General features: G+C 65.7%; 17 protein-coding genes. 3 read left to right on the top strand and 14 right to left on the bottom strand.

Annotated elements, in window-relative coordinates:
• Positions 1 to 113: 113 nt before the first annotated feature.
• From der to ndk, 7 genes are all read right to left on the bottom strand, one after another.
• A complete protein-coding gene (gene der, locus C1927_RS09490; protein WP_079221625.1) occupies positions 114 to 1,511 on the bottom strand; it encodes a ribosome biogenesis GTPase Der in 1,398 nt (465 codons plus the stop codon).
• A gap of 15 nt (positions 1,512 to 1,526) precedes the next feature.
• Positions 1,527 to 2,735: an outer membrane protein assembly factor BamB gene (gene bamB / locus C1927_RS09485; RefSeq protein ID WP_108746524.1), complete on the bottom strand. Its 1,209-nt coding sequence runs from the start codon at positions 2,733 to 2,735 to the stop codon at positions 1,527 to 1,529.
• Entirely contained in the window at positions 2,735 to 3,373 is a 639-nt protein-coding gene (locus C1927_RS09480; protein WP_079221623.1) for a tetratricopeptide repeat protein, read from the bottom strand. Before C1927_RS09480 ends, bamB begins: the two co-directional genes overlap by 1 nt.
• Before the next feature lie 64 nt (positions 3,374 to 3,437).
• Entirely contained in the window at positions 3,438 to 4,301 is an 864-nt protein-coding gene (locus C1927_RS09475) for a RodZ domain-containing protein (RefSeq protein ID WP_108746523.1), read from the bottom strand.
• Positions 4,302 to 4,320: 19 nt separating this feature from the next.
• Positions 4,321 to 5,124 (bottom strand): tetratricopeptide repeat protein, encoded by an 804-nt coding sequence (locus C1927_RS09470; RefSeq protein ID WP_108746522.1) that lies wholly within the window; start codon positions 5,122 to 5,124, stop codon positions 4,321 to 4,323.
• The gene (gene rlmN / locus C1927_RS09465) at positions 5,111 to 6,316 is read right to left on the bottom strand and encodes a 23S rRNA (adenine(2503)-C(2))-methyltransferase RlmN (RefSeq protein WP_079221620.1); all 1,206 of its coding nucleotides are present in this window, start codon (positions 6,314 to 6,316) and stop codon (positions 5,111 to 5,113) included. Before rlmN ends, C1927_RS09470 begins: the two co-directional genes overlap by 14 nt.
• 10 nt (positions 6,317 to 6,326) lie before the next feature.
• Positions 6,327 to 6,752: a nucleoside-diphosphate kinase gene (ndk, locus tag C1927_RS09460; protein WP_008265389.1), complete on the bottom strand. Its 426-nt coding sequence runs from the start codon at positions 6,750 to 6,752 to the stop codon at positions 6,327 to 6,329.
• A gap of 325 nt (positions 6,753 to 7,077) precedes the next feature.
• Between ndk and C1927_RS09455 the strand changes: the two genes are divergently transcribed.
• The 3 genes from C1927_RS09455 (at position 7,078) to C1927_RS09445 (ending at position 11,477) form a co-directional block, all read left to right on the top strand.
• Complete coding sequence (locus C1927_RS09455) at positions 7,078 to 7,731, top strand: TetR family transcriptional regulator (protein WP_079221619.1); 654 nt, start codon at positions 7,078 to 7,080, stop codon at positions 7,729 to 7,731.
• 53 nt (positions 7,732 to 7,784) lie between these two features.
• Positions 7,785 to 10,157 (top strand): 3-hydroxyacyl-CoA dehydrogenase/enoyl-CoA hydratase family protein, encoded by a 2,373-nt coding sequence (locus C1927_RS09450; protein ID WP_108746521.1) that lies wholly within the window; start codon positions 7,785 to 7,787, stop codon positions 10,155 to 10,157.
• Between the two features lie 111 nt (positions 10,158 to 10,268).
• Positions 10,269 to 11,477: an acetyl-CoA C-acyltransferase gene (locus tag C1927_RS09445; protein ID WP_108746520.1), complete on the top strand. Its 1,209-nt coding sequence runs from the start codon at positions 10,269 to 10,271 to the stop codon at positions 11,475 to 11,477.
• 483 nt (positions 11,478 to 11,960) lie between these two features.
• Here C1927_RS09445 and galU read toward each other — a convergent pair whose 3' ends face one another.
• The 7 genes from galU to rpsA form a co-directional block, all read right to left on the bottom strand.
• Positions 11,961 to 12,842 (bottom strand): UTP--glucose-1-phosphate uridylyltransferase GalU, encoded by an 882-nt coding sequence (gene galU / locus C1927_RS09440; RefSeq protein WP_079221617.1) that lies wholly within the window; start codon positions 12,840 to 12,842, stop codon positions 11,961 to 11,963.
• Positions 12,843 to 14,753, bottom strand: a complete 1,911-nt coding sequence (locus tag C1927_RS09435) for a nucleoside-diphosphate sugar epimerase/dehydratase (protein ID WP_079221616.1) — start codon at positions 14,751 to 14,753, stop codon at positions 12,843 to 12,845. It abuts the gene before it with no gap.
• Positions 14,754 to 14,768: 15 nt separating this feature from the next.
• A complete protein-coding gene (locus C1927_RS09430) occupies positions 14,769 to 15,746 on the bottom strand; it encodes a glycosyltransferase family 4 protein (protein WP_108746519.1) in 978 nt (325 codons plus the stop codon).
• A 3-nt stretch (positions 15,747 to 15,749) separates the two neighbouring features.
• Positions 15,750 to 16,928, bottom strand: coding sequence for a lipopolysaccharide assembly protein LapB (gene lapB / locus C1927_RS09425; protein WP_108746518.1), 1,179 nt, complete (start codon positions 16,926 to 16,928; stop codon positions 15,750 to 15,752).
• Positions 16,929 to 16,934: 6 nt separating this feature from the next.
• On the bottom strand, positions 16,935 to 17,219 hold the full coding sequence (locus C1927_RS09420; RefSeq protein ID WP_053511270.1) for a LapA family protein: 285 nt from the start codon (positions 17,217 to 17,219) through the stop codon (positions 16,935 to 16,937).
• Between the two features lie 77 nt (positions 17,220 to 17,296).
• Entirely contained in the window at positions 17,297 to 17,602 is a 306-nt protein-coding gene (locus C1927_RS09415) for an integration host factor subunit beta (protein ID WP_005409286.1), read from the bottom strand.
• A 90-nt stretch (positions 17,603 to 17,692) separates the two neighbouring features.
• Positions 17,693 to 19,378 carry a 30S ribosomal protein S1 gene (gene rpsA / locus C1927_RS09410; RefSeq protein WP_012510790.1) on the bottom strand — a complete coding sequence of 562 codons (1,686 nt, stop codon included), beginning with the start codon at positions 19,376 to 19,378 and terminating at the stop codon, positions 17,693 to 17,695.
• Positions 19,379 to 19,560: the final 182 nt, after the last annotated feature.

Raw genomic sequence — 19,560 nt, 5'->3', positions numbered from 1 at the left:
CTGGCCGGCATCGCCATGAGCGCATCAGACCGCGCAAGGTTGCCGGCCAGCGGCCGGCACTACCAGAGCGGAGCACCAACAAAAAAGGCGGCCCTGCGGCCGCCTCTCGTGGATCACTTGCCCTTGACGTGCTTCATCAAGCGCCGCTTGGCCTTGACCTGCCGCTCGGTGAGGACGTTCTTCTTGCCCTCGTACGGGTTGGTACCCTCGCGGAAGATGAAGCTCACCGGCGTGCCGATCAGCTTGAAGCGCTTGCGGAAGAAGTTCTCCAGGTAGCGCTTGTACGATTCCTGCAGCTCCTTCAGGCGGGTGCCGTGCACGATGAAGGTCGGCGGGTTCGCGCCAGCCGGGTGCACGTAGCGCAGCTTGGAGACGTGGCCGCGGATGGTCGGCGGCGGGTTGGTCTCGTAGGCCATTTCCAGCGCCTTGTTCACTTCGCTGGTGGTGAAGGTCTTGTTGGCCGACTCGTGCGCGCGGTGCACCGCACGGAACAGCTCGCGCAGGCCCGAGCCATGCTTGGCGGAAATGCGCACCGACTCGGCCCACGGCACGAAGCCCAGGCGCAGCGACAGCATCGTTTCCGCCTGCTCGCGCTGGTACTCGGTCAGGCCATCCCACTTGTTGATGGCGATGACCAGCGCACGGCCGGCATCCAGCACCGCGCCCAGCACGGTGGCGTCCTGGTCGGTCACGCCTTCGGTGGCGTCCAGCATCAGCACGGCCACCTGGCACTGCTCGATGGACTGCATGGTCTTGACCACCGAGAACTTCTCGACGACCTCGTCCACGCGCGAACGACGGCGCAGGCCGGCGGTATCGATCAGGCGGTACTCGCGACCGTCACGCTCCAGGTCCACGGCGATGGAATCGCGGGTGGTACCCGGCACGTCCGAGGCGATCATGCGCTCTTCGCCGAGGATGCGGTTGACCAGCGTCGACTTGCCCACGTTCGGGCGGCCGACGAAGGCGATGCGGATGCGGTTCGGATCGTTGTCCAGCTCTTCGCCGCTGCCTTCTTCGGGCAGGCGCTGGATCACCTCATCCATCAGGTCGTCCAGACCCTGGCGATGGGCGGCCGACACGGTCAGCATTTCGCCGAAGCCGTAACGGGCGAACTCCGAGCGGACGGTGTCCTCGTCGGTGCCGTCGATCTTGTTGATCAGCAGCAGCGTCGGGCGCGACAGCTTGCGCAGCCAGGCCAGGATCTCGTCGTCCATCGCCGAGGTGCCCTCGCGGGCATCGACGACGAACAGGATCAGATCGGCTTCGGCCGCAGCAGCGCGGGCCTGGCGCGTGGTGGCGCCAGCCAGGCCTTCCTCTTCCTCGGCAATACCGCCGGTGTCCACGACGAGGAAATGGTTGTCCTCGTCCAGACGGCAGACGCCGTAGTTGCGGTCGCGGGTGACGCCGGGCTGGTCATGGACCAGGGCGTCACGCGTGCGGGTCAAAGCATTGAAGATGGTCGACTTGCCGACATTCGGCCGTCCAACCAGGGCGACCAAAGGCAGCATCGCGATTACTCCGTATTAATTTGCCAACCGGAATGCGGTCAGCTTGCCATCAACATTCTGCACCAGCAGCACCCCGTCGACGACGACTGGCTGGGCAAGAAGGGCATCACCGCCGCTCTTGGCCCGCGCCGCCATCGCGCCGTCGGAGGCCTGCAGCCAATGCAGGTATCCCTTGTAGTCACCGACGACCACGTAATCACCCTGCAGCGCAGGACCGGTCAGCGAACGACGCGCCAGGCCGGTCTGCGACCACATCGCGGTGCCGCTGGTCTTGTCCAGGCCGAACACGCCGCCCTTGGGGTCGGTAACGAACACATTGCCCGAAGACACCGCCACGCCGCCGGCACCGCCGTGGTCGCGCGCCCACAGCGGGCGACCGGTCGGGCCTTCGATGGCCATGGTCTGGTTCTTGAAGCTGCTTACGAAGAGCGTGTTGCCTTCCAGCACCGGTGCGCCGTCGACGTCGGCCATGCGGTCCAGCTCGGTGCGGCCTTCAGGGCTGCCCACGGTCTGGTCCCACAGGGTGCGGCCGTCCTGCATGGCCAGGGCGGCGACAGCGCCGTCATCCTTGCCGATGAACAGCACGCCCGGGCCGGTGACCACCGGCGCGTTGCCGCGCACGGTCAGCGCCGGCAGCTCGCTGGGGTTGAACCACTTCTGGGTGCCGTTGGAGGCTTCAAACGCGGTGACGCGGCCATCATTGCTGCGCACGAACACCAGGCCCTGCGACACGGCCGGGGCCGAGATCACTTCGCCCGGCACGCGGGCGCGCCACTTCTCGCTGCCATCATTGATGTCCAGCGCGATCACCTGGCCATCGAGGGTACCGATGACCACCAGGTTCTCGCCGACACCCGGGCCGCCGGACAGGCGCAGCTTGGCCTTCTTCTTTTCCTTCTGCGGCTCCCAGGTCCAGACCTTCTTGCCGGTCTGCAGGTCGATGGCATGCACGCCACCGGTGATCGCCGCGGCGAACACGTGGCCATTGGCCACCGCCGGGCCCTGGCGCACGCCGATGCGGCGCTCGCCCTTGCCCAGGTTGACCGACCAGGCCTTGTTGACCTTCAGGGTCGGCTCGAACTTGACCAGTTCCGCCGGCTCCTGCGCCTTCTTGGCGGCGGCGTCCTTACCGGCGAACCAGCCCTTCATGGTGCTGCAGCCGGTCAGTGCCATGCCCAGCAGCAGGACGGAGGCGACGCGCGTAATCATGACCTTCTGACTCATCAAACCGACTCCGCAGGGGCGGCGACGGTGCCGCCAGCGTCCATAACCTTGGTTTCCAGCACGCGCCGCTGCGGTGCTGCCACGTCCAGCGTCTTAAGCGCCTTCTCATACTGTTCACGGGCCGCATCTCGCTTGCCCTGCGCCAGCAGTGCATCGCCCTGGATTTCCAGGCTGCCGCTGTCCGTCGCGCTGCCAAGCAGCTTGATCGCCTCGTCGCTCTTGCCGGTGGCCACCAGCAGGCGGGCCACGCGCTGGTCAACCACGCGCTGCAGGTCGCCTTCGACCTTCACGCCGCGCAGGGTGGCCAGTGCTTCTTCGTTCTTGCCGGCATCGACCTGGGCCTTGGCCAGCTGCAGGGCCGCCAGGTCGCCATAGATGCTGTTCGGGCCAGCCTCCAGCGCCTTGACCGCCTTGGCAGCGTCGTCCAGCTTGTTGTCCTGCAGGCCGACCAGCGCCTTCTGGTACTCGACGTTGGCCGAGGCCAGCTTGCCGCCCTGGTTGGTCTGGTACCACTGCCAGCCGGCAATGGCGCCGATGGCGATCGCTACGCCACCGATGATGCTGGCGCCATTCTTCCGCAGCCAGCTGCGGACACGTTCACTTTGTTCGTGCTCGTCGAGCAGATCGTCGATCGCCATGCGTACTCTCGCCCCGCCCGTAGGGAGGGACCATTGGGATTATCGAAGGTGGTGAAACCGCGTCTCAGTGTGAAACCGGGACAACGGAGCCTTCAGAGGATACCTGAAAGCGGGCCACGTTGGCTCGCTGGTAGGGGGTCAGATCGACGATAGCGCCGTTCTGCTGAACCTGGACCGCCGAGGCATTGCCCAGGGTCACGCGGCTCACCTGGCCCGGGGTGAAGCTGCGGGTCTCGCCGGCCTTGATGAGCGCCTTCTCGACGGAGCCGCCATCCGGACCAGCAATATCGACCCAGCTGTCGCCACTGAACTGCATGTCCAGGTTGGCGGTGGCCGCAGCGGCCGGGGCTGGGCGCGGCACCGGGGCCAGCGACGCCACGTACGGCGTGGCCGCCGGCTTGGCAGCAACCGCCGCCGGCTCGCTACGCGCTGCCGGCTCGCTGCCGACGGTGGCTGGGGCGACCGGCACGGCCGCCGGAATCGCGTCCAGCGAGGCCGTGTTCGGCGCGGACGGGGTGTTGTCGAAGTGGCCGCGGGTGGCAAACCACACCGGCACCGCCAGCACCGCGGTGATGCCGACATACAGCATGCGGCGGCCGAGGTTCTCGGCGATGCGGCGGGCACGCGGGGTATGGGTATGGCTGACCAGGGTGGGCGGAACCACCGCGCCGACCTGGGCCTGCTCCAGCAGCTGGCTGATATCCACGTTCAGCAGGCGCGCATAGCTGCGCAGCTGGCCGCGGACGAACACCGGGGCGCCGAGCTTCTGCCACTGTTCTTCTTCAAGCGACTTGACCACCTGGACCGGCATGCGCAGGCGCTGGCCGACATCATCAAGGGTCAGTCCGGCCGCCTCTCGGGCCTGGCGCAGGCGGGTGCCGCAGCCGGCCGCAGTATCGAGAGCGCTCACAGTCTGGTCATCAATCACAATGCATCAACCCTGGAGGTTAGGAGCCCGCGTCCTGCGGAAATTCCTGTCGAATCCGCTGCAGGTAACGATCGGATGCCGCCTGATCGCCCAGTCGCGCCTCGATTTCAGACGCAAGTTGTAACACGGAACGTGTGGCCGGTGCAGCCGCAATCCTACGTTCGGCGAAGGCGCGCGCCTCGAAAAACTGGCCACGGCGGAAGTTGAGCTGCGCCATCGCCTCGAGGGCGACCGGGTTGGCCGGCACCATCACCAGCGCCGCACGCAGGTCGCGCTCGGCGCGTTCCACCTGGCCGGCGTCAAGCGCGCAGCGGCCGGCATTGGCCATCGCGCCGCCTGCGGAGGCATTGCCCGGCAGCTGCAGGGAACGGTCGAACCACAGCAGCGATTCGGCGGCACTGCCGTGCTGGCACAGCCAGGCGCCGTAATTGTTGAGTACGTCAGCGCGCTGTGGGGCCAGCTCGGTGGCACGGCGGAAGCCCTCGCCGGCCTTCTCCGAGCGGCCACGGCGCTCGTCGATGCCGGCCATCAGCATCACCGCGTCCACGCCCTTGGGCCGGGCCTTCAGGGCCTGGCGCACCTTGTGCTCGGCCTCGTCGAGGTTGCCCACCTGCATGTCGCGGGCGGCCAGGGCGAGCTGGTCCTGGTAACGGAATTCCTCGCGCACGCCGGGCGAATCACGCACGTGGCGTTCCGGGGCGATGTCACCGCCACGGGTGTATTCGTCGGGAAGCTGGGACTTGACGGTCTTGCTGCAGCCACTGGCCGAAACGGCCAGCACCCCTGCAATCAGGACTGGCCAGAGGCGGTCACGCGGCCGCATCGCTCCCCTTCCCTGCCTGCAACGTCTTGTTGAACTCTGCCTGGCGGCGGGTACGGTCCATCACCTGGCCCTTGAGCTGGCCGCAGGCGGCATCGATATCGTCGCCACGGGTGCGGCGGACCATCGTCAGCACGTTGCTGTCGAGCAGGATCTTCTGGAAGGCGCGGATGTGCGCTTCTTCCGAACGCTCGTAGCGGGTGCCGGGGAACGGATTGAACGGGATCAGGTTGACCTTGCCCGAATCCTTGGCCTGCACCGCGTTGTCGAACTGGCGCATGAGGCGGGCCAGCTCGCGGGCATGCTCGGGCTTGTCGTTGATGCCCTTCATCAGGGTGTATTCGAAGGTGACCGATTCGCGGCGCTTGTTGGCGCGCAGGTAGCGTGCGCACGAAGCCATCAGCTCGGCGATCGGGTACTTCTTGTTGAGCGGAACAAGGGTCTCGCGCAGCGCATCGTTCGGCGCGTGCAGCGACACCGCCAGCGACACGTCGCTTTCGGTGGACAGGCGGTCGATCTGCGGCACCAGGCCGGAGGTCGACAGGGTCACGCGCTTGTTGGCCAGGCCGTAGCCCAGATCGTCGCGCATCACGCTCATGGCGCGCACGACGTTGTCGAAATTCATCAGCGGCTCGCCCATGCCCATCATCACCACGTTGGTGAGGCGGCGCATCTGGTGCGGCACGTTGCCCAGGTGGCGTGCGGCAACCCACACCTGGCCGATGATCTCGGCGGTGGTCAGGTTGCGGTTGAAGCCCTGGGTGGCGGTGGAGCAGAACGTGCAGTTCAGGCCGCAACCGACCTGCGAGGACACGCACAGCGTGCCGCGGGTCTTGTCGGGGATGTACACGGTCTCGATGGCGTTCTTGCCATCCACGCCCATCGCCAGCAGCCACTTGTGGGTGCCGTCGGCGGAGGGCTTGTCGAACACGATGTTGGGAACCAGCACCTCGGCATGAGCCTGCAGCTTGGCGCGCAGGACCTTGCCGAGGTCGGTCATTTCATCGAAATCGGTGACGTAGCGATGGTGGATCCACTTCATCACCTGATGGGCACGGAACTTCTTCTCGCCGAGAACCTCGACGAAAAACTTCTCCAGGCCCGCGCGATCGAGGTCGAGCAGGTTCTGCTTGCCAGCCGTGGGTGCCGACTTCGGCAGCGGCTGGATGGCGGGGGACTGTACGACCTCGTTCACGGCATTACTCTCAGCGCGAGACGACTTCGGTGGCGGCGAAGAAGTAGGCGATTTCAATCGCGGCATTCTCGACCGAGTCCGAGCCGTGGGCGGCATTGGCATCGATGGATTCGGCGAAGTCGGCGCGAATGGTGCCCGCAGCGGCTTCCTTCGGGTTGGTGGCGCCCAGCAGGTCGCGGTGGGCCAGGACGGCGTTCTCGCCTTCCAGGGCCTGGATCATCACCGGGCCGGAGATCATGAACTCGACCAGCGCGTTGAAGAACGGACGCTCGCGGTGCACGGCGTAGAAGCCTTCGGCTTCACGACGCGACAGCTGCTTGTACTTGGCGGCCACGACCTTCAGGCCGGCCTTCTCGAAGCGGGCGTAGATTTCGCCGATGACGTTCTTGGCAACGGCGTCCGGCTTGATGATCGAAAGGGTGCGCTCCAGCGCCATGGGATGTCTCCAATGGAATCGGGCCGCTGATGGCCCGAAGGGTAACATGAAAAAAACCCGCGTCGGGACGCGGGCTTAGCCTGATAAACGTAGGCGAATTGTAAGAGATAACGCGGCTGGGTGGTAGTGCCGGCCGCTGGCCGGCAGGCTGGTACCCCCATGGGATGTCCGCGGCTGCCGGCCAGCGGCCGGCACTACCCTCTGCGCCCATTCACCCACCTGAGCGGATTCTGACCGTCCCGCCGGTTTTGCTGCACTGCAAAATGCCATACGCCCCCGTCTGGTCCTAGTATCAAACAATCGTTTGATTAAGGTCCGCCGCCCCATGGCCAAGCCCGCCCACTTCTCGACCAAGGACCGGATCCTCGGGGCCGCCGAGGAGCTGTTCGCCCTGCATGGCTTCGCCGGCACCTCGCTGCGCCAGGTCACCAGCCAGGCCGACGTCAACATCGCGGCGGTCAACTACCACTTCGGCTCCAAGGAAAACCTGGTCAACGAGGTGTTCCGCCGGCGCATGGACGAGATGACCAGCGTGCGCCTGGCCCAGCTCGAACGCGCCCGCAGCGAACACCCCGGGCAGCTGCGCCCGGTGCTGGCCGCCTTCGTCGAGCCGGCCCTGGCCATGGCCCAGGACCGGCAGAGCGGTGGGGCCTTTGTGCGGGTGATCGCCCGCGCCTACGCCGAAAAGAACGACAACCTGCGCAAGTTCCTGTCCGACCACTACGGCCACGTGCTGCGCGCGTTCGGCAAGGCCATCGCCGAGTGCGTGCCGGGCCTGAGCAAGGAAGAGCTGTACTGGCGCCTGGATTTCCTGGCCGGTTCGCTCACCTATGCAATGGCCGATTTCGGCCTGATCAAGCGACCCGCAGGTGTCACCGAAGCGGCGCATCGTGCCCATGCCGCCCACGAACTGATCCATTTCGCCGAAGCCGGGTTCCGCGCCGCCGCACGCGGCAGCGCCCTGCCCGCTTCTCCGTGATTCCACCGGGTGTGACCCACCCAGTAACTGCTGACCAACAAAGGCCCTACACCATGTCCAATTCCCTGCTAGTCCGCCGCGCCGCCGTGCTGGGTGCCGGCGTCATGGGTGCCCAGATCGCCGCCCACCTCACCAACGCTGGCGTCGACACCGTGCTGTTCGACCTGCCTGCGAAGGAAGGCCCGGCCGACGGCATCGTGCTGAAGGCGATCGCCAACCTCGGCAAGCTGAGCCCGGCGCCGCTGGCCAGCAAGTCGCTGGCCGAAGCCATCACCCCGGCCAACTACGAGTCGAGCCTGGACCAGCTGAAGGACTGCGACCTGATCATCGAGGCCATCGCCGAGCGCATGGACTGGAAGCAGGACCTGTACAAGAAGATCGCCCCGTTCGTGGCCGACCACGCGGTGCTGGCCTCCAACACTTCGGGCCTGGGCATCAACAAGCTGGCCGACGTGCTGCCCGAGCAGCTGCGCCACCGCTTCTGCGGCGTGCACTTCTTCAACCCGCCGCGCTACATGCACCTGGCCGAACTGATCCCGGCCAGCACCACCGACGCCTCCGTGCTGGAAGGCCTGGAAGAATTCCTGGTCACCACCCTGGGCAAGGGCGTGGTGTACGCCAAGGACACCCCGAACTTCATCGGCAACCGCATCGGCGTGTTCTCGATCCTGTCCACCATCCACCACACCCAGCAGTTCGGCCTGGGCTTCGATGAAGTGGACGGCCTGACCGGTCCGCTGGTCGGCCGCCCGAAGTCGGCCACCTACCGCACCTCCGACGTGGTCGGCCTGGACACCATGGCCCACGTCATCAAGACCATGGGCGACACCCTGCCCAACGACCCGTGGCATGAGTTCTTCAAGTCGCCGAAGTGGCTGGACGCGTTGATCGCCAAGGGCGCGCTGGGCCAGAAGACCGGCGCGGGCATCTTCCGCAAGGTCGGCAAGGACATCGTCGTGCTGGACCTGGAAAAGCAGGATTACCGCCCGGCCGACCGCACTGCCGCACCGGAAGTGGTCGAGATCCTGAAGATCAAAAACCCGGCCGAGAAGTTCGCCAAGCTGCGCGAAAGCCAGCACCCGCAGGCGCAGTTCCTGTGGGCGACCTTCCGCGATCTGTTCCACTACAGCGCTTACCACCTGGCCGACATCGCCGAGACCGCGCGCGACGTCGACCTCGCCATCCGCTGGGGCTACGGCTGGTCGCTGGGCCCGTTCGAAACCTGGCAGGCTGCCGGCTGGAAGCAGGTCGCGCAGTGGATCGCCGATGACATCGTCGCCGGCAAGAGCATGAGCAGCGCCCCGCTGCCGGACTGGGTGTTCGATGGCCGCGACGGCGTGCATGCCGCCGAAGGCAGCTACAGCCCGTCGCGCAACGCCAAGCTGCCGCGCTCGTCGCTGCCGGTGTACCAGCGCCAGCGTTTCCCGGATCCGCTGCTGGGCGAGAAGTTCGCCCCGGGCGAGACCGTGTTCGAGAACGACGGCCTGCGCATGTGGCATGACGGCGACGGCATCGCCGTGGTCAGCTTCAAGACCAAGATGAACACCGTCTCCGACCAGGTGCTGGACGGCCTGCAGGAATGCGTCAGCCGCGCCGAGAAGGACTTCCAGGGCCTGGTGATCTGGCAGCAGAAGGAACCCTTCTCCGCCGGTGCCGACCTGGCCGGTGCCCTCGGCCTGCTGCAGGCCGGCAAGGTCGACCAGTTCGAGGAAATGGTTGCCAACTTCCAGCGCACCAGCCAGCGCATCAAGTACTCGCTGGTGCCGGTGGTGGCTGCCGTGCGCGGCCTGGCCCTGGGTGGCGGCTGCGAGTTCCAGATGCACAGCGCCAAGACTGTCGCCTTCCTGGAAAGCTACATCGGCCTGGTCGAGGCCGGCGTCGGCCTGCTGCCGGCCGGTGGCGGCCTGAAGGAACTGGCCGTGCGCGCCTCGCAGGCCGCAGGCCCGGGCGGTGACGTGTTCGCCGAACTGAAGAAGACCTTCGAGACCGTGGCGATGGCCAAGGTGTCCAACTCGGCGGTCAACGCCCAGGAACTGGGCCTGCTGCGCAGCACCGACAAGGTGGTGTTCAACAGCTATGAAGCGCTGTACATCGCCAAGGCCGAAGCCCGTGCGCTGGCCGAAGCCGGCTACCGCCCGCCGCTGCCGGCACGCCGCATCCAGGTTGCCGGTGACGTGGGTATCGCCACCTTCAAGATGATGCTGGTGAACATGCTGGAAGGCCGTTTCATCAGCCCGTACGACTACGAGATCGCCGAGCGCATCGCCACCGTGCTGTGTGGCGGCAAGGTCGACCGCGGCACCCTGGTGGACGAAGAGTGGCTGCTGACCCTGGAGCGCAAGCACTTCGTCGAACTGGCCCAGCAGGAAAAGACCCAGGCCCGCATCGCGCACATGCTGAAGACCGGCAAGCCGCTGCGGAACTGATCGCCCCCCCTGCTTCTGGTGGGTGCTGACCGTTGGTCGGCACCCATCTGCCCCTGGTAGGTGCCGACCGCTGGTCGGCACTCCGGCTAAAAAATTCGAGAGATCACCGCAATGACCAAGCAAATCCAGGACGCCTACATCGTCGCCGCCACCCGCACCCCGGTCGGCAAGGCGCCCAAGGGCATGTTCCGCAACACCCGCCCCGATGACATGCTTGCGCACGTGCTGCGCAGCGTCGTCGCCCAGGCCCCGGGCGTGGACGTTAACCGCATCGATGACGCGATCATCGGCTGCGCCATGCCGGAAGCCGAGCAGGGCATGAACGTGGCCCGCATCGGCGTGCTGCTGGCCGGCCTGCCGAACACGATTGCCGCGCAGACCGTGAACCGCTTCTGCTCCTCCGGCCTGCAGGCCGTGGCGCAGGCCGCCGACGCGATCCGCCTGGGCAACGCCGACCTGATGCTGGCCGGTGGCACCGAGTCGATGTCGATGGTGCCGATGATGGGCAACAAGATCGCGATGGCCCCGAGCGTGTTCGACAACGACCACGTTGCCATCGCCTACGGCATGGGCATCACCGCCGAGAAGGTGGCCGAAGAGTGGAAGGTCTCGCGCGAAGACCAGGACGCCTTTGCCCTGGCCTCGCACCAGAAGGCCATGGCCGCCATCCAGAACGGCGAGTTCAAGGATGAGATCAGCCCGTACGAGATCGTCTCGCACCTGCCGGACCTGGCCGATGGCCATCGCATCATCACCCGCAACAAGGTGGCCGACACCGACGAAGGCCCGCGCCCGGATTCCTCGGCCGAAGGCCTGGCCAAGCTGCGCCCGGTGTTCCGCAACGGCCAGTTCGGCGGCACGGTCACTGCCGGCAACTCTTCGCAGATGAGCGATGGCGCCGGCGCCGTGCTGCTGGCGTCGGAGCAGGCAATCAAGGATTACGGCCTGACCCCGCTGGCGCGTTTCGTCAGCTTCTCGGTGGCCGGCGTGCGTCCGGAAGTGATGGGCATCGGCCCGATCGCCGCGATCCCGAAGGCACTGAAGCAGGCCGGCCTGACCCAGGACCAGCTGGACTGGATCGAGCTCAACGAAGCCTTCGCCGCGCAGTCGCTGGCGGTGATCCGCGATTGCGGCCTGGACCCGAGCAAGGTCAACCCGCTGGGCGGCGCGATTGCCTTGGGTCACCCGCTGGGCGCGACCGGCGCGATCCGTACCGCAACCCTGCTGCACGGCCTGCGTCGTCGCCAGCAGAAGTACGGCATGGTGACGATGTGCATCGGCACCGGCATGGGCGCGGCGGGTATTTTCGAGGCGCTGTAAGGTTCAAGGCGTTGCCGGCGGACGTGCTGGTTTGCTGTGGGGCACGGGTGGGTGAGACTGCCCGGGACACGCCGTAAACCCGTCCATGGGGGCTCGATGGCGCCATCCATGGCGCCAACGGTCCCGGTCAGCCTCACCCACCCGTGCCACCCGGCATTCCGCGCGGCGGAGGGGTGAGCAAAGGCAAGGTCAAAAGCTGGGGTCGGATCCCTTTGCGCAGCAAAGGGCTCTGACCCAAAAAGAAAAAGGCAGCCATCGGCTGCCTTTTTTTGCTTTTGCTCTTGCCCTTGATTCCGCCCTTCCCGTCCGCGCCCCACGGAAACTGTCGAGAGGGGGCGGATGGCCCTCTCCAAGACCGTTGGCGCCATGGATGGCGCCATCGAGCACCATGGAAGGGCTTTGGCGTGTCTTGGAGAGGGCCATCCGCCCCCTCCCCCACGTATCAAACAAGGCGCCGCACGGAGCGCTCGAAAACCGAAAAACTCACTCTTCCGCCAGCATCTCCGTCAGCTTCGCGCGCGCCGGCTTCGCCAGCTTCTTGTTCTCCAGCGCGAAACGGATCGTCGCTTCGACCAGGCCCAGATGGGTACCACAGTCAAAACGGGTGCCTTCGAAGCGGTACGCATCCACTTCGTCGGTCGCCAGCAGCGAAGCGATCGCATCAGTCAGCTGGATCTCGCCGCCGGCACCGGTGCCGGTGGATTCCAGCAGCTCGAAGATCTTCGGGCTCAGCACGTAACGGCCGACCACCGCCAGATCGCTCGGCGCGTCCTCGGGCTTCGGCTTCTCCACGATCTGCGAAATACGGCCCTTGCGGCCATCGAACGCTTCGGTCGCCACGATGCCGTAGCTGGCGGTGTTCTCGTGCGGCACGTCTTCCACTGCGATCACGCTCGCACCGCTGGCCTCGTTGAGGTCAGCCATCTGCTTCAGCGCGCCGTCGCCACGGTTCCAGATCAGATCGTCGGGCAGCAGCACCGCAAACGGTTCGTCACCGATCACCGACTTCGCACACAGCACGGCATGGCCCAGTCCCAGCGCCTCGGCCTGGGTGACGAAGATCGCACGCACACCTTCAGGCAGCACGTGGCGGATCATCTCCAGCTGCTCGTGCTTGCCCGCACGTTCCAGCTTCTGTTCCAGCTCGTAGGCCTTGTCGAAATAATCGGCAACGGCGTGCTTGTAGCGGTTGGTGATGAAAATCAGGGTGTCGCAACCGGCCTCGATGGCCTCGTCAACAGCGTATTGGATAAGCGGACGATCGATGATCGGCAGCATTTCCTTCGGAACCGTCTTGGTTGCCGGCAAAAAGCGCGTCCCGAGCCCTGCCACTGGAAAAACCGCCTTACGAATTCGCTTGCTCATTTAGTACCTGTTGGCCTCGCGTGCCGGAAAGGGAACAACTTTAGCGGAGGAGATGTAAGCGTCCTGTTCAATCGGAGAGAACTCCGGCATCGTCGCGAACAGCACTTCCCGGATCGTATCAGTGTCGTACTCGGCGATAGCGTCACGCAGTCTCGGCACGTTGCCCAGCACGATGTCGCGCGAGAACGTGCGCACGCCGGCTTCCAGCACCTTGGGGTGCGAGGTCGGCCGGTAATCCTCGTCCGAATAGAACAGGGTCTCGTGCAGCTTCTCGCCCGGGCGCAGGCCGGTGTAGATGATCGGAATGTCCTTGTACGGCTGCTTGCCGGCCAGGCGGATCATCTGTTCTGCCAGCACGCGGATCGGCACCGGTTCGCCCATGTCCAGGGTGTAGATGGCACCGTGCGACGCCGACGCCGCTGCCTGCAGGATCAGCTGGCAGGCTTCAGGGATCGTCATGAAGTAGCGGGTCACTTCCGGGTCGGTCACCGTGATCGGGCCGCCGCGCAGGATCTGCTCGCGGAACAGCGGCACCACGCTGCCGGCCGAATCGAGCACGTTGCCGAAGCGCACGGTGACGAAACGGGTATGCGTGGACTTCTGGTCCAGGCTCTGGCAGATCATCTCGGCGTAGCGCTTGCTGGCGCCCAGTGCATTGACCGGGTCGACGGCCTTGTCGGTGGAGATGAAAACGAAATGCTCGACGCGGGCTTCCATGCACGCACGCGCGACGTTCTCGGTGGCCAGGATGTTGTTGCGCACCGCTTCGCGCAGCTGGCGCTCGAGCACCGGCACATGCTTGTAGGCGGCCGCATGGAAGGCGGTATCGACCGGGTGCAGCGACAGCGCGTGGCGCATCACCGCCGGGTCACCGCAGTCACCCAGCACGGCTTCGATCTGCACGTCGGGGAAGCTGCGGCGCAGCTCGGCCTCGATGGTCAGCAGCAGCAGCTCGCTCATTTCCAGCAGCACGATGCGGCCGGCGCCGTGGCGCGCGCACTGGCGGCACAGTTCCGAACCGATCGAGCCGCCGGCACCGGTGACCATCACCGTGCGCCCGCCCAGCCAGCCTCGGATCAGGTTCCAGTCCGGCATGATCGGCTTGCGGCCGAGCAGGTCCTCGATGGCCACTTCCTTCAGCTGGCCCGGCAGCGACTGGCCCTGCAGGATGTCGCTGAGCTTGGGCACGGTGCGGAACGGAATGCCGGTGCTTTCGCAGATGGCAACCACGCGCTGCATACCCACCGCGTCCAGCGAGGGAATGGCGATGACCAGCAGCTTGGCCGCAGTTTCGCGGGCCACGGCCGGGGCGTCATCGAGGGTGCCCAGGATCGGCAGGCTCTGCAGCTTGGCGCCGCGCAGGTGCGGGGCGTCGTCCAGCAGGCCGACCGGCTCGAAGTTGCCGGAGCGGCGCAGGTCGCGCACCAGGGTCTCGGCCGCCTGGCCGGCACCCAGGATGAGCACGCGCCGCGCGGTCGAATCGGACTGCAGCGCCTGGTAGTCCTTCCACGCCCGGTACAGCAGGCGCGGCGCGCCCAGCAGCGCCGACAGCGCGAAGGGATAGATCACCAGCACCGACAGCGGAACGCCGTTGAAGCGCTTCCAGGCCAGCACCAGCACGATGGCGACCAGGCCGATGAAGCTGGCCTTGAAGATGTTCAGCAGGTCGCTGACGCTGGCGAACCGCCACAGGCCACGGTACAGGCCGACCCGCCAGAACACGATGCCCTGCAGCGCGAGCACCAGCGTCGTATCGACGTTCCACAGGGGCAGCGACGGGGCGTCAGGCAGGATGGAGTAACGGCCGGCATGCAGCAGCTGCCAACAGGCCCAGACCATGAACAGGTCATGGCAGACGATGGCCGTGCGTGGCAACAGGCCAAGGATTCTGTCCCGCCAGGGTGAAGACATATTTCGAGTAATTCCTTATCGGTGGCGCAATCCATTGCGCAGGAGGAGCCAAAGCAGGGCCAGCGCGGAAATCCACGCGACCGCTACGACAGCCTCCCACCTCGGCTGCAATCTGGTGCAGATATTGAACACTGTAATACTGAACAGGCCTACAACAAAATACATCCCTGTCACCTGGGCGTGGCTGGCTCCTGCCTGCACCGCGCGCTGGTAGACATGCTGGGTGTGGGGTTCCATCCAGCGCTGTCCTGAAAGGATGCGCGCCAACAGCGTGAAGCCCGCGTCCACGAGGAACGGCGAAATGGGCACCAGCAGCAGCAACCAGTTGATTTCCGTACGCAGCGCGGCCACCGCCAGGACGACGGAGACGGCATAGCCAAGCGCGCCACTTCCTACATCGCCCATGAAAATGCGCGCCTTCGGGAAATTGAACGGCAGGAAACCAAGGCAGGCCAGGCCCAGGGCGATGGCAACCAGCGACCAGGGCCAGGGCAGCACGGCGGCGAAGCCCAGCGCGGCCAGTACCGCCTGGCTGCTGGCGATGCCGTTGATCCCATCCATGAAGTTCCAGATGTTGATCAGCGAGGCGGTGAAGACCAGCACCAGCAGGGCCAGCAGCCAGCTGCCACCGTGCACCTTGACCAGCGCGGCCAGCAGGCCGGCGGCGATGAAGTGCACCAGCAGGCGGCGCAGGGCCGGCAGGGGCCGATGGTCATCCCACCAGCCGATGCCCGCCACCAGCACCAGGCCGAGGCTGGCCACGCCAAGGCTGACAGCGGCTTCCGGCCACGCCCACATGGCCGCCACGGCGGCCACCAGCAGGCTGATGACGATGGCGATGCCACCGCCACGCGGGGTTGCCACGCTGTGGCTGCGGCGTTCGCCGGGCTGATCAAGCAACTGCTGGCGCAGCGCATAGCCGCGTGCCGCCCAGGTCAGCGCGGCGCTGAGCAGGGCCAGCCCCAGCAGCGCGGCCATCACCTGCCAGACCATGACTCAGAGCACCGCGTAGTTCAGCAGCGGCTTGACCGTGCCCCACTCCTTGCAGCTCGGACACTGCCAGTGGTGGGTACGCGCGCCGAAACCGCAGCGGGTGCATCGGTAGGCGGGGTTGCGCACCAGCAACTGGTCGGTGATGTGCTTGAGGTCGTGCAGGGTGGCCGTGGAATCGGCACCTTCGGCCAGGGTCAGGTCGATCAGGGCTGATTCGCCGCGCACCGACGGGCGATCCTTCAACTGGCGGCCGAGGTAGGCCCGGGCGGGTGCCACGCCTTCCTGCTCTTCCATCAGGCGGGTCAGCGCCAGGACCGGGGCGATGCCGCGGTAGTGCTCGGTCATTTCCGACAGGAAGGCACGCGCGCCGCCAAGGTCACCCACCTTGCGGTAGTTCTCCATCAGCGCCGGCAGCAGCTCGGGCAGGTACTCGGGATCATTGCGCGCGGCGCGCTCGAAGGCACGCACGGCGGCCTCGGCGTTGCCGGCATCGGTTTCCAGGCGGCCTTCGATGATGCCGGCGCGCACCGACATGGCATCGGCCTGGTAGGCCCGGGCAATGGCCGCCCTCGCCTCTTCCAGCTTGCCGGCGCCACGGAAGCGCTCGGCCAGCTCGCACTCGAACTGCCCGATCAGCTTGCCCATCGGCTCGCCGGTGACATCCTCGAAGCGGGTGGCGTTGTCGATGGCCTTTTCCCAGTCGCGCTCGGCCTGGTAGATGCCGATCAGGTGCTTGAGCGCCTGCGGTGCGCGCTGGTCCAGCTGGGCCAGTTCGGTGAACACGGTTTCAGCACGGTCCAGCAGGCCGGACTTCATGTAGTCCTCGCCCAGCGCCAGCAGTGCCTGCACGCGCTGGGCGTCGCTCAGGTCGTTGCGGTTGACCAGGCCCTGGTGCAGGCGGATCGCGCGATCCACCTCGCCACGACGGCGGAACAGGTGGCCCAGCGCGACCTGGGTCTCGAAGGTTTCCTTGTCCAGCTCGGCGATGTGCAGGAACAGTTCGATGGCCTTGTCCGGCTGCTCGTTGAGCAGATAGTTCAGGCCACGGAAATAGGTGCTGGACAGGTGGCTGACCTGGTTGTCGCCATGGCGTTGCCCGCCGCGCCGCCCGATGACCCAGCCGGCCAGCGCCGCCAGGGGAACGAACAGGAAGAACCAGAACCACTCGGTGACGAAATCCATCTTCGATCAGCGTCCATCAAAAGATTGGGAGGGGGAAACCGGGGCCACGGGGGTGGCGACCGACTTGTTGGCACGGCGCAGCTGGGCGTAGAGCGGAATGACCACGCTCACCAGCACCAGGCCGGCACCGACGATGACGCCGATCAGCAGCGAAGCGATGATCGCCACGCCGATCGAGGTCTTGAGCTGGGTGAACACCAGGTTGATGGTCATCTCGTCCATGTTCATGGCACCGATGATCAACCCGAGAAGCAGCACCGCCAGCAGGACCAGCAGACGAAAAACCTTCATGCGACAGCTCCAGTGGCAGGAGGTCGTAGCTTATCCGACTCGCCGCGGTATTCGCACGCGGTGACGCGACGGGACACTCAGGCCGGATCGGCGTCCAGCGGCAGCACGCTGCTGACCCGCTCACGCAGTTCCTTGCCTGGCTTGAAATGGGGAACGTGCTTGCCCGGCAGGGCGACCGATTCGCCGGTCTTGGGATTGCGGCCCAGGCGCGGCGGACGGTAGTGCAGCGAGAAGCTGCCAAAGCCACGGATTTCGATGCGATCCCCGGCAGAGAGGGAACCGCCCATCATTTCCAGCAACGACTTCACCGCCAGATCGACATCATCGGCCTTCAGGTGCGCCTGGCGGCGCGCGAGGATTTCGATCAGTTCGGATTTGGTCATTGCCGGCTCACATCAAGGGTCACTCACCCTGAAACGGCCCGGGCAACAATGCCCGGGCCGTCCAGGAAACAACGTACAGCGTAAGGCCGATTACTCGGACTTGTTGCCGCTCAGCTGTGCACGCAGCAGCGCGCCCAGCTGGGTGGTGCCGCTGGCAGCCGAAGAGGACTGGTATTCCTCCAGCACTTCGCGCATTTCAGCGTCGTCCTTGGCCTTGATCGACAGCTGCAGGGTACGGCCCTTGCGGTCCATGCCCACGAACTTGGCTTCGACCTTGTCGCCGACCTTCAGGTGCTGGGTGGCGTCGTCAACGCGCTCGTTGGCGATGTCGCGTGCCGAGACGTAACCTTCGATGCCGTCAGCCAGCTCGATGATCGCGCCCTTGGCGTCGACTTCCTTCACCACGCCTTCGACCTTGGAGCCCTTCGGATTGGCAGCCATGTACTGGCCGAACGGATCCTGCTCCAGCTGCTTCACGCCCAGGGAGATGCGCTCGCGCTCCGGATCGACAGCCAGGACGACGGCGTCCAGGGTATCGCCCTTCTTGAAGTTGCGAACGATGTCTTCGCCAGTGGTCGCCCAGCTGATGTCGGACAGGTGAACCAGGCCGTCGATGCCGCCGTCCAGGCCGATGAAGATGCCGAAGTCGGTGATCGACTTGATCTGGCCCGACACCTTGTCACCCTTCTTGTGGGTGGCAGCGAAGGTTTCCCACGGATTGGCGGCAACCTGCTTCATGCCCAGCGAGATGCGGCGACGCTCTTCGTCGACGTCCAGCACCATCACCTCGACTTCGTCACCAACCTGCACAACCTTGGACGGGTTGACGTTCTTGTTGGTCCAATCCATCTCGGAGACGTGCACCAGGCCTTCGACGCCCGGCTCGATCTCGACGAACGCGCCGTAATCGGTGACGTTGGAGACCTTGCCGAAGACACGGCTGTTGGCCGGGTAACGACGGGCGATGTTATCCCACGGATCTTCGCCCAGCTGCTTCAGGCCCAGCGAAACGCGGTTGCGCTCGCGGTCGAACTTCAGCACGCGCACGTCCAGCTCGTCGCCGACGTTCACGACTTCGGACGGATGGCGCACGCGCTTCCATGCCATGTCGGTGATGTGCAGCAGGCCGTCGATGCCACCCAGGTCCACGAACGCGCCGTAGTCGGTCAGGTTCTTGACGACACCCTTCAGGATCGCGCCTTCCTGCAGCTTGTCCATCAGCTGCTCGCGCTCTTCCGAGTGCTCGCTTTCGACGACAGCGCGGCGCGAAACCACGACGTTGTTACGCTTGCGGTCCAGCTTGATGAGCTTGAACTCGAGTTCCTTGCCTTCCAGGTAGGCCGGATCGCGCACCGGGCGCACATCGACCAGGGAACCCGGCAGGAAGGCGCGGACATCCTTGATGTCCACGGTGAAACCACCCTTGACCTTGCCGCTGATGCGGCCGGTGATGGTTTCGTTCTTTTCCAACGCTTCTTCCAGCTCGTCCCACACCATCGCGCGCTTGGCCTTCTCGCGCGACAGGACGGTTTCGCCGAAGCCGTTCTCGATGGAGTCGAGGGCGACCTTGACGATGTCGCCTTCGGCGACGTCGATTTCGCCAGCGTCGTTACGGAACTGTTCGATCGGCACGATGCCTTCGGACTTCAGGCCAGCGTTGATCACCACGACGTCGCCGCGGACTTCAACAACGGTACCGCTGACGATGGCGCCCGGCTTCAGCTTGGCCAGGTTGGCCTGGCTGGCTTCAAACAGTTCGGCAAATGATTCGGTCATTAGATTTACTCTGTTGGACACATGGGTCGGTTGGCTTCCTTTCGGGGACATGCCCCACTGAAGACCGTTACCGCCCGCCTGTTGGTCGACCCCGGAAAAGCAGGTCGTGTGTAGTAGGAAAACCGCCACGCATCATTGCGCGACGGAGCTGGTACAGCACTGCTATGCGCGACCACCGCCGA

It is taken from the genome of Stenotrophomonas sp. ZAC14D1_NAIMI4_1, from assembly GCF_003086775.1.
Taxonomy (GTDB): Bacteria; Pseudomonadota; Gammaproteobacteria; order Xanthomonadales; family Xanthomonadaceae; genus Stenotrophomonas.
The sequence above is the reverse complement of the archived record's forward strand: the minus strand, read 5'-3'. Positions and strand labels throughout refer to the sequence as shown.

Coding starts and splice junctions, on each gene's coding strand:
- C1927_RS09445 (WP_108746520.1), top strand. CDS start 10,269: ATGACCAAGCAAATCCAGGACGCCTACATCGTCGCCGCCACCCGCACC.
- lapB (WP_108746518.1), bottom strand. CDS start 16,928: ATGGATTTCGTCACCGAGTGGTTCTGGTTCTTCCTGTTCGTTCCCCTG.
- C1927_RS09420 (WP_053511270.1), bottom strand. CDS start 17,219: ATGAAGGTTTTTCGTCTGCTGGTCCTGCTGGCGGTGCTGCTTCTCGGG.
- rpsA (WP_012510790.1), bottom strand. CDS start 19,378: ATGACCGAATCATTTGCCGAACTGTTTGAAGCCAGCCAGGCCAACCTG.
- C1927_RS09450 (WP_108746521.1), top strand. CDS start 7,785: ATGTCCAATTCCCTGCTAGTCCGCCGCGCCGCCGTGCTGGGTGCCGGC.
- ndk (WP_008265389.1), bottom strand. CDS start 6,752: ATGGCGCTGGAGCGCACCCTTTCGATCATCAAGCCGGACGCCGTTGCC.
- C1927_RS09470 (WP_108746522.1), bottom strand. CDS start 5,124: ATGCGGCCGCGTGACCGCCTCTGGCCAGTCCTGATTGCAGGGGTGCTG.
- C1927_RS09480 (WP_079221623.1), bottom strand. CDS start 3,373: ATGGCGATCGACGATCTGCTCGACGAGCACGAACAAAGTGAACGTGTC.
- bamB (WP_108746524.1), bottom strand. CDS start 2,735: ATGAGTCAGAAGGTCATGATTACGCGCGTCGCCTCCGTCCTGCTGCTG.
- C1927_RS09430 (WP_108746519.1), bottom strand. CDS start 15,746: ATGGTCTGGCAGGTGATGGCCGCGCTGCTGGGGCTGGCCCTGCTCAGC.
- C1927_RS09455 (WP_079221619.1), top strand. CDS start 7,078: ATGGCCAAGCCCGCCCACTTCTCGACCAAGGACCGGATCCTCGGGGCC.
- der (WP_079221625.1), bottom strand. CDS start 1,511: ATGCTGCCTTTGGTCGCCCTGGTTGGACGGCCGAATGTCGGCAAGTCG.
- galU (WP_079221617.1), bottom strand. CDS start 12,842: ATGAGCAAGCGAATTCGTAAGGCGGTTTTTCCAGTGGCAGGGCTCGGG.
- C1927_RS09435 (WP_079221616.1), bottom strand. CDS start 14,753: ATGTCTTCACCCTGGCGGGACAGAATCCTTGGCCTGTTGCCACGCACG.
- C1927_RS09415 (WP_005409286.1), bottom strand. CDS start 17,602: ATGACCAAATCCGAACTGATCGAAATCCTCGCGCGCCGCCAGGCGCAC.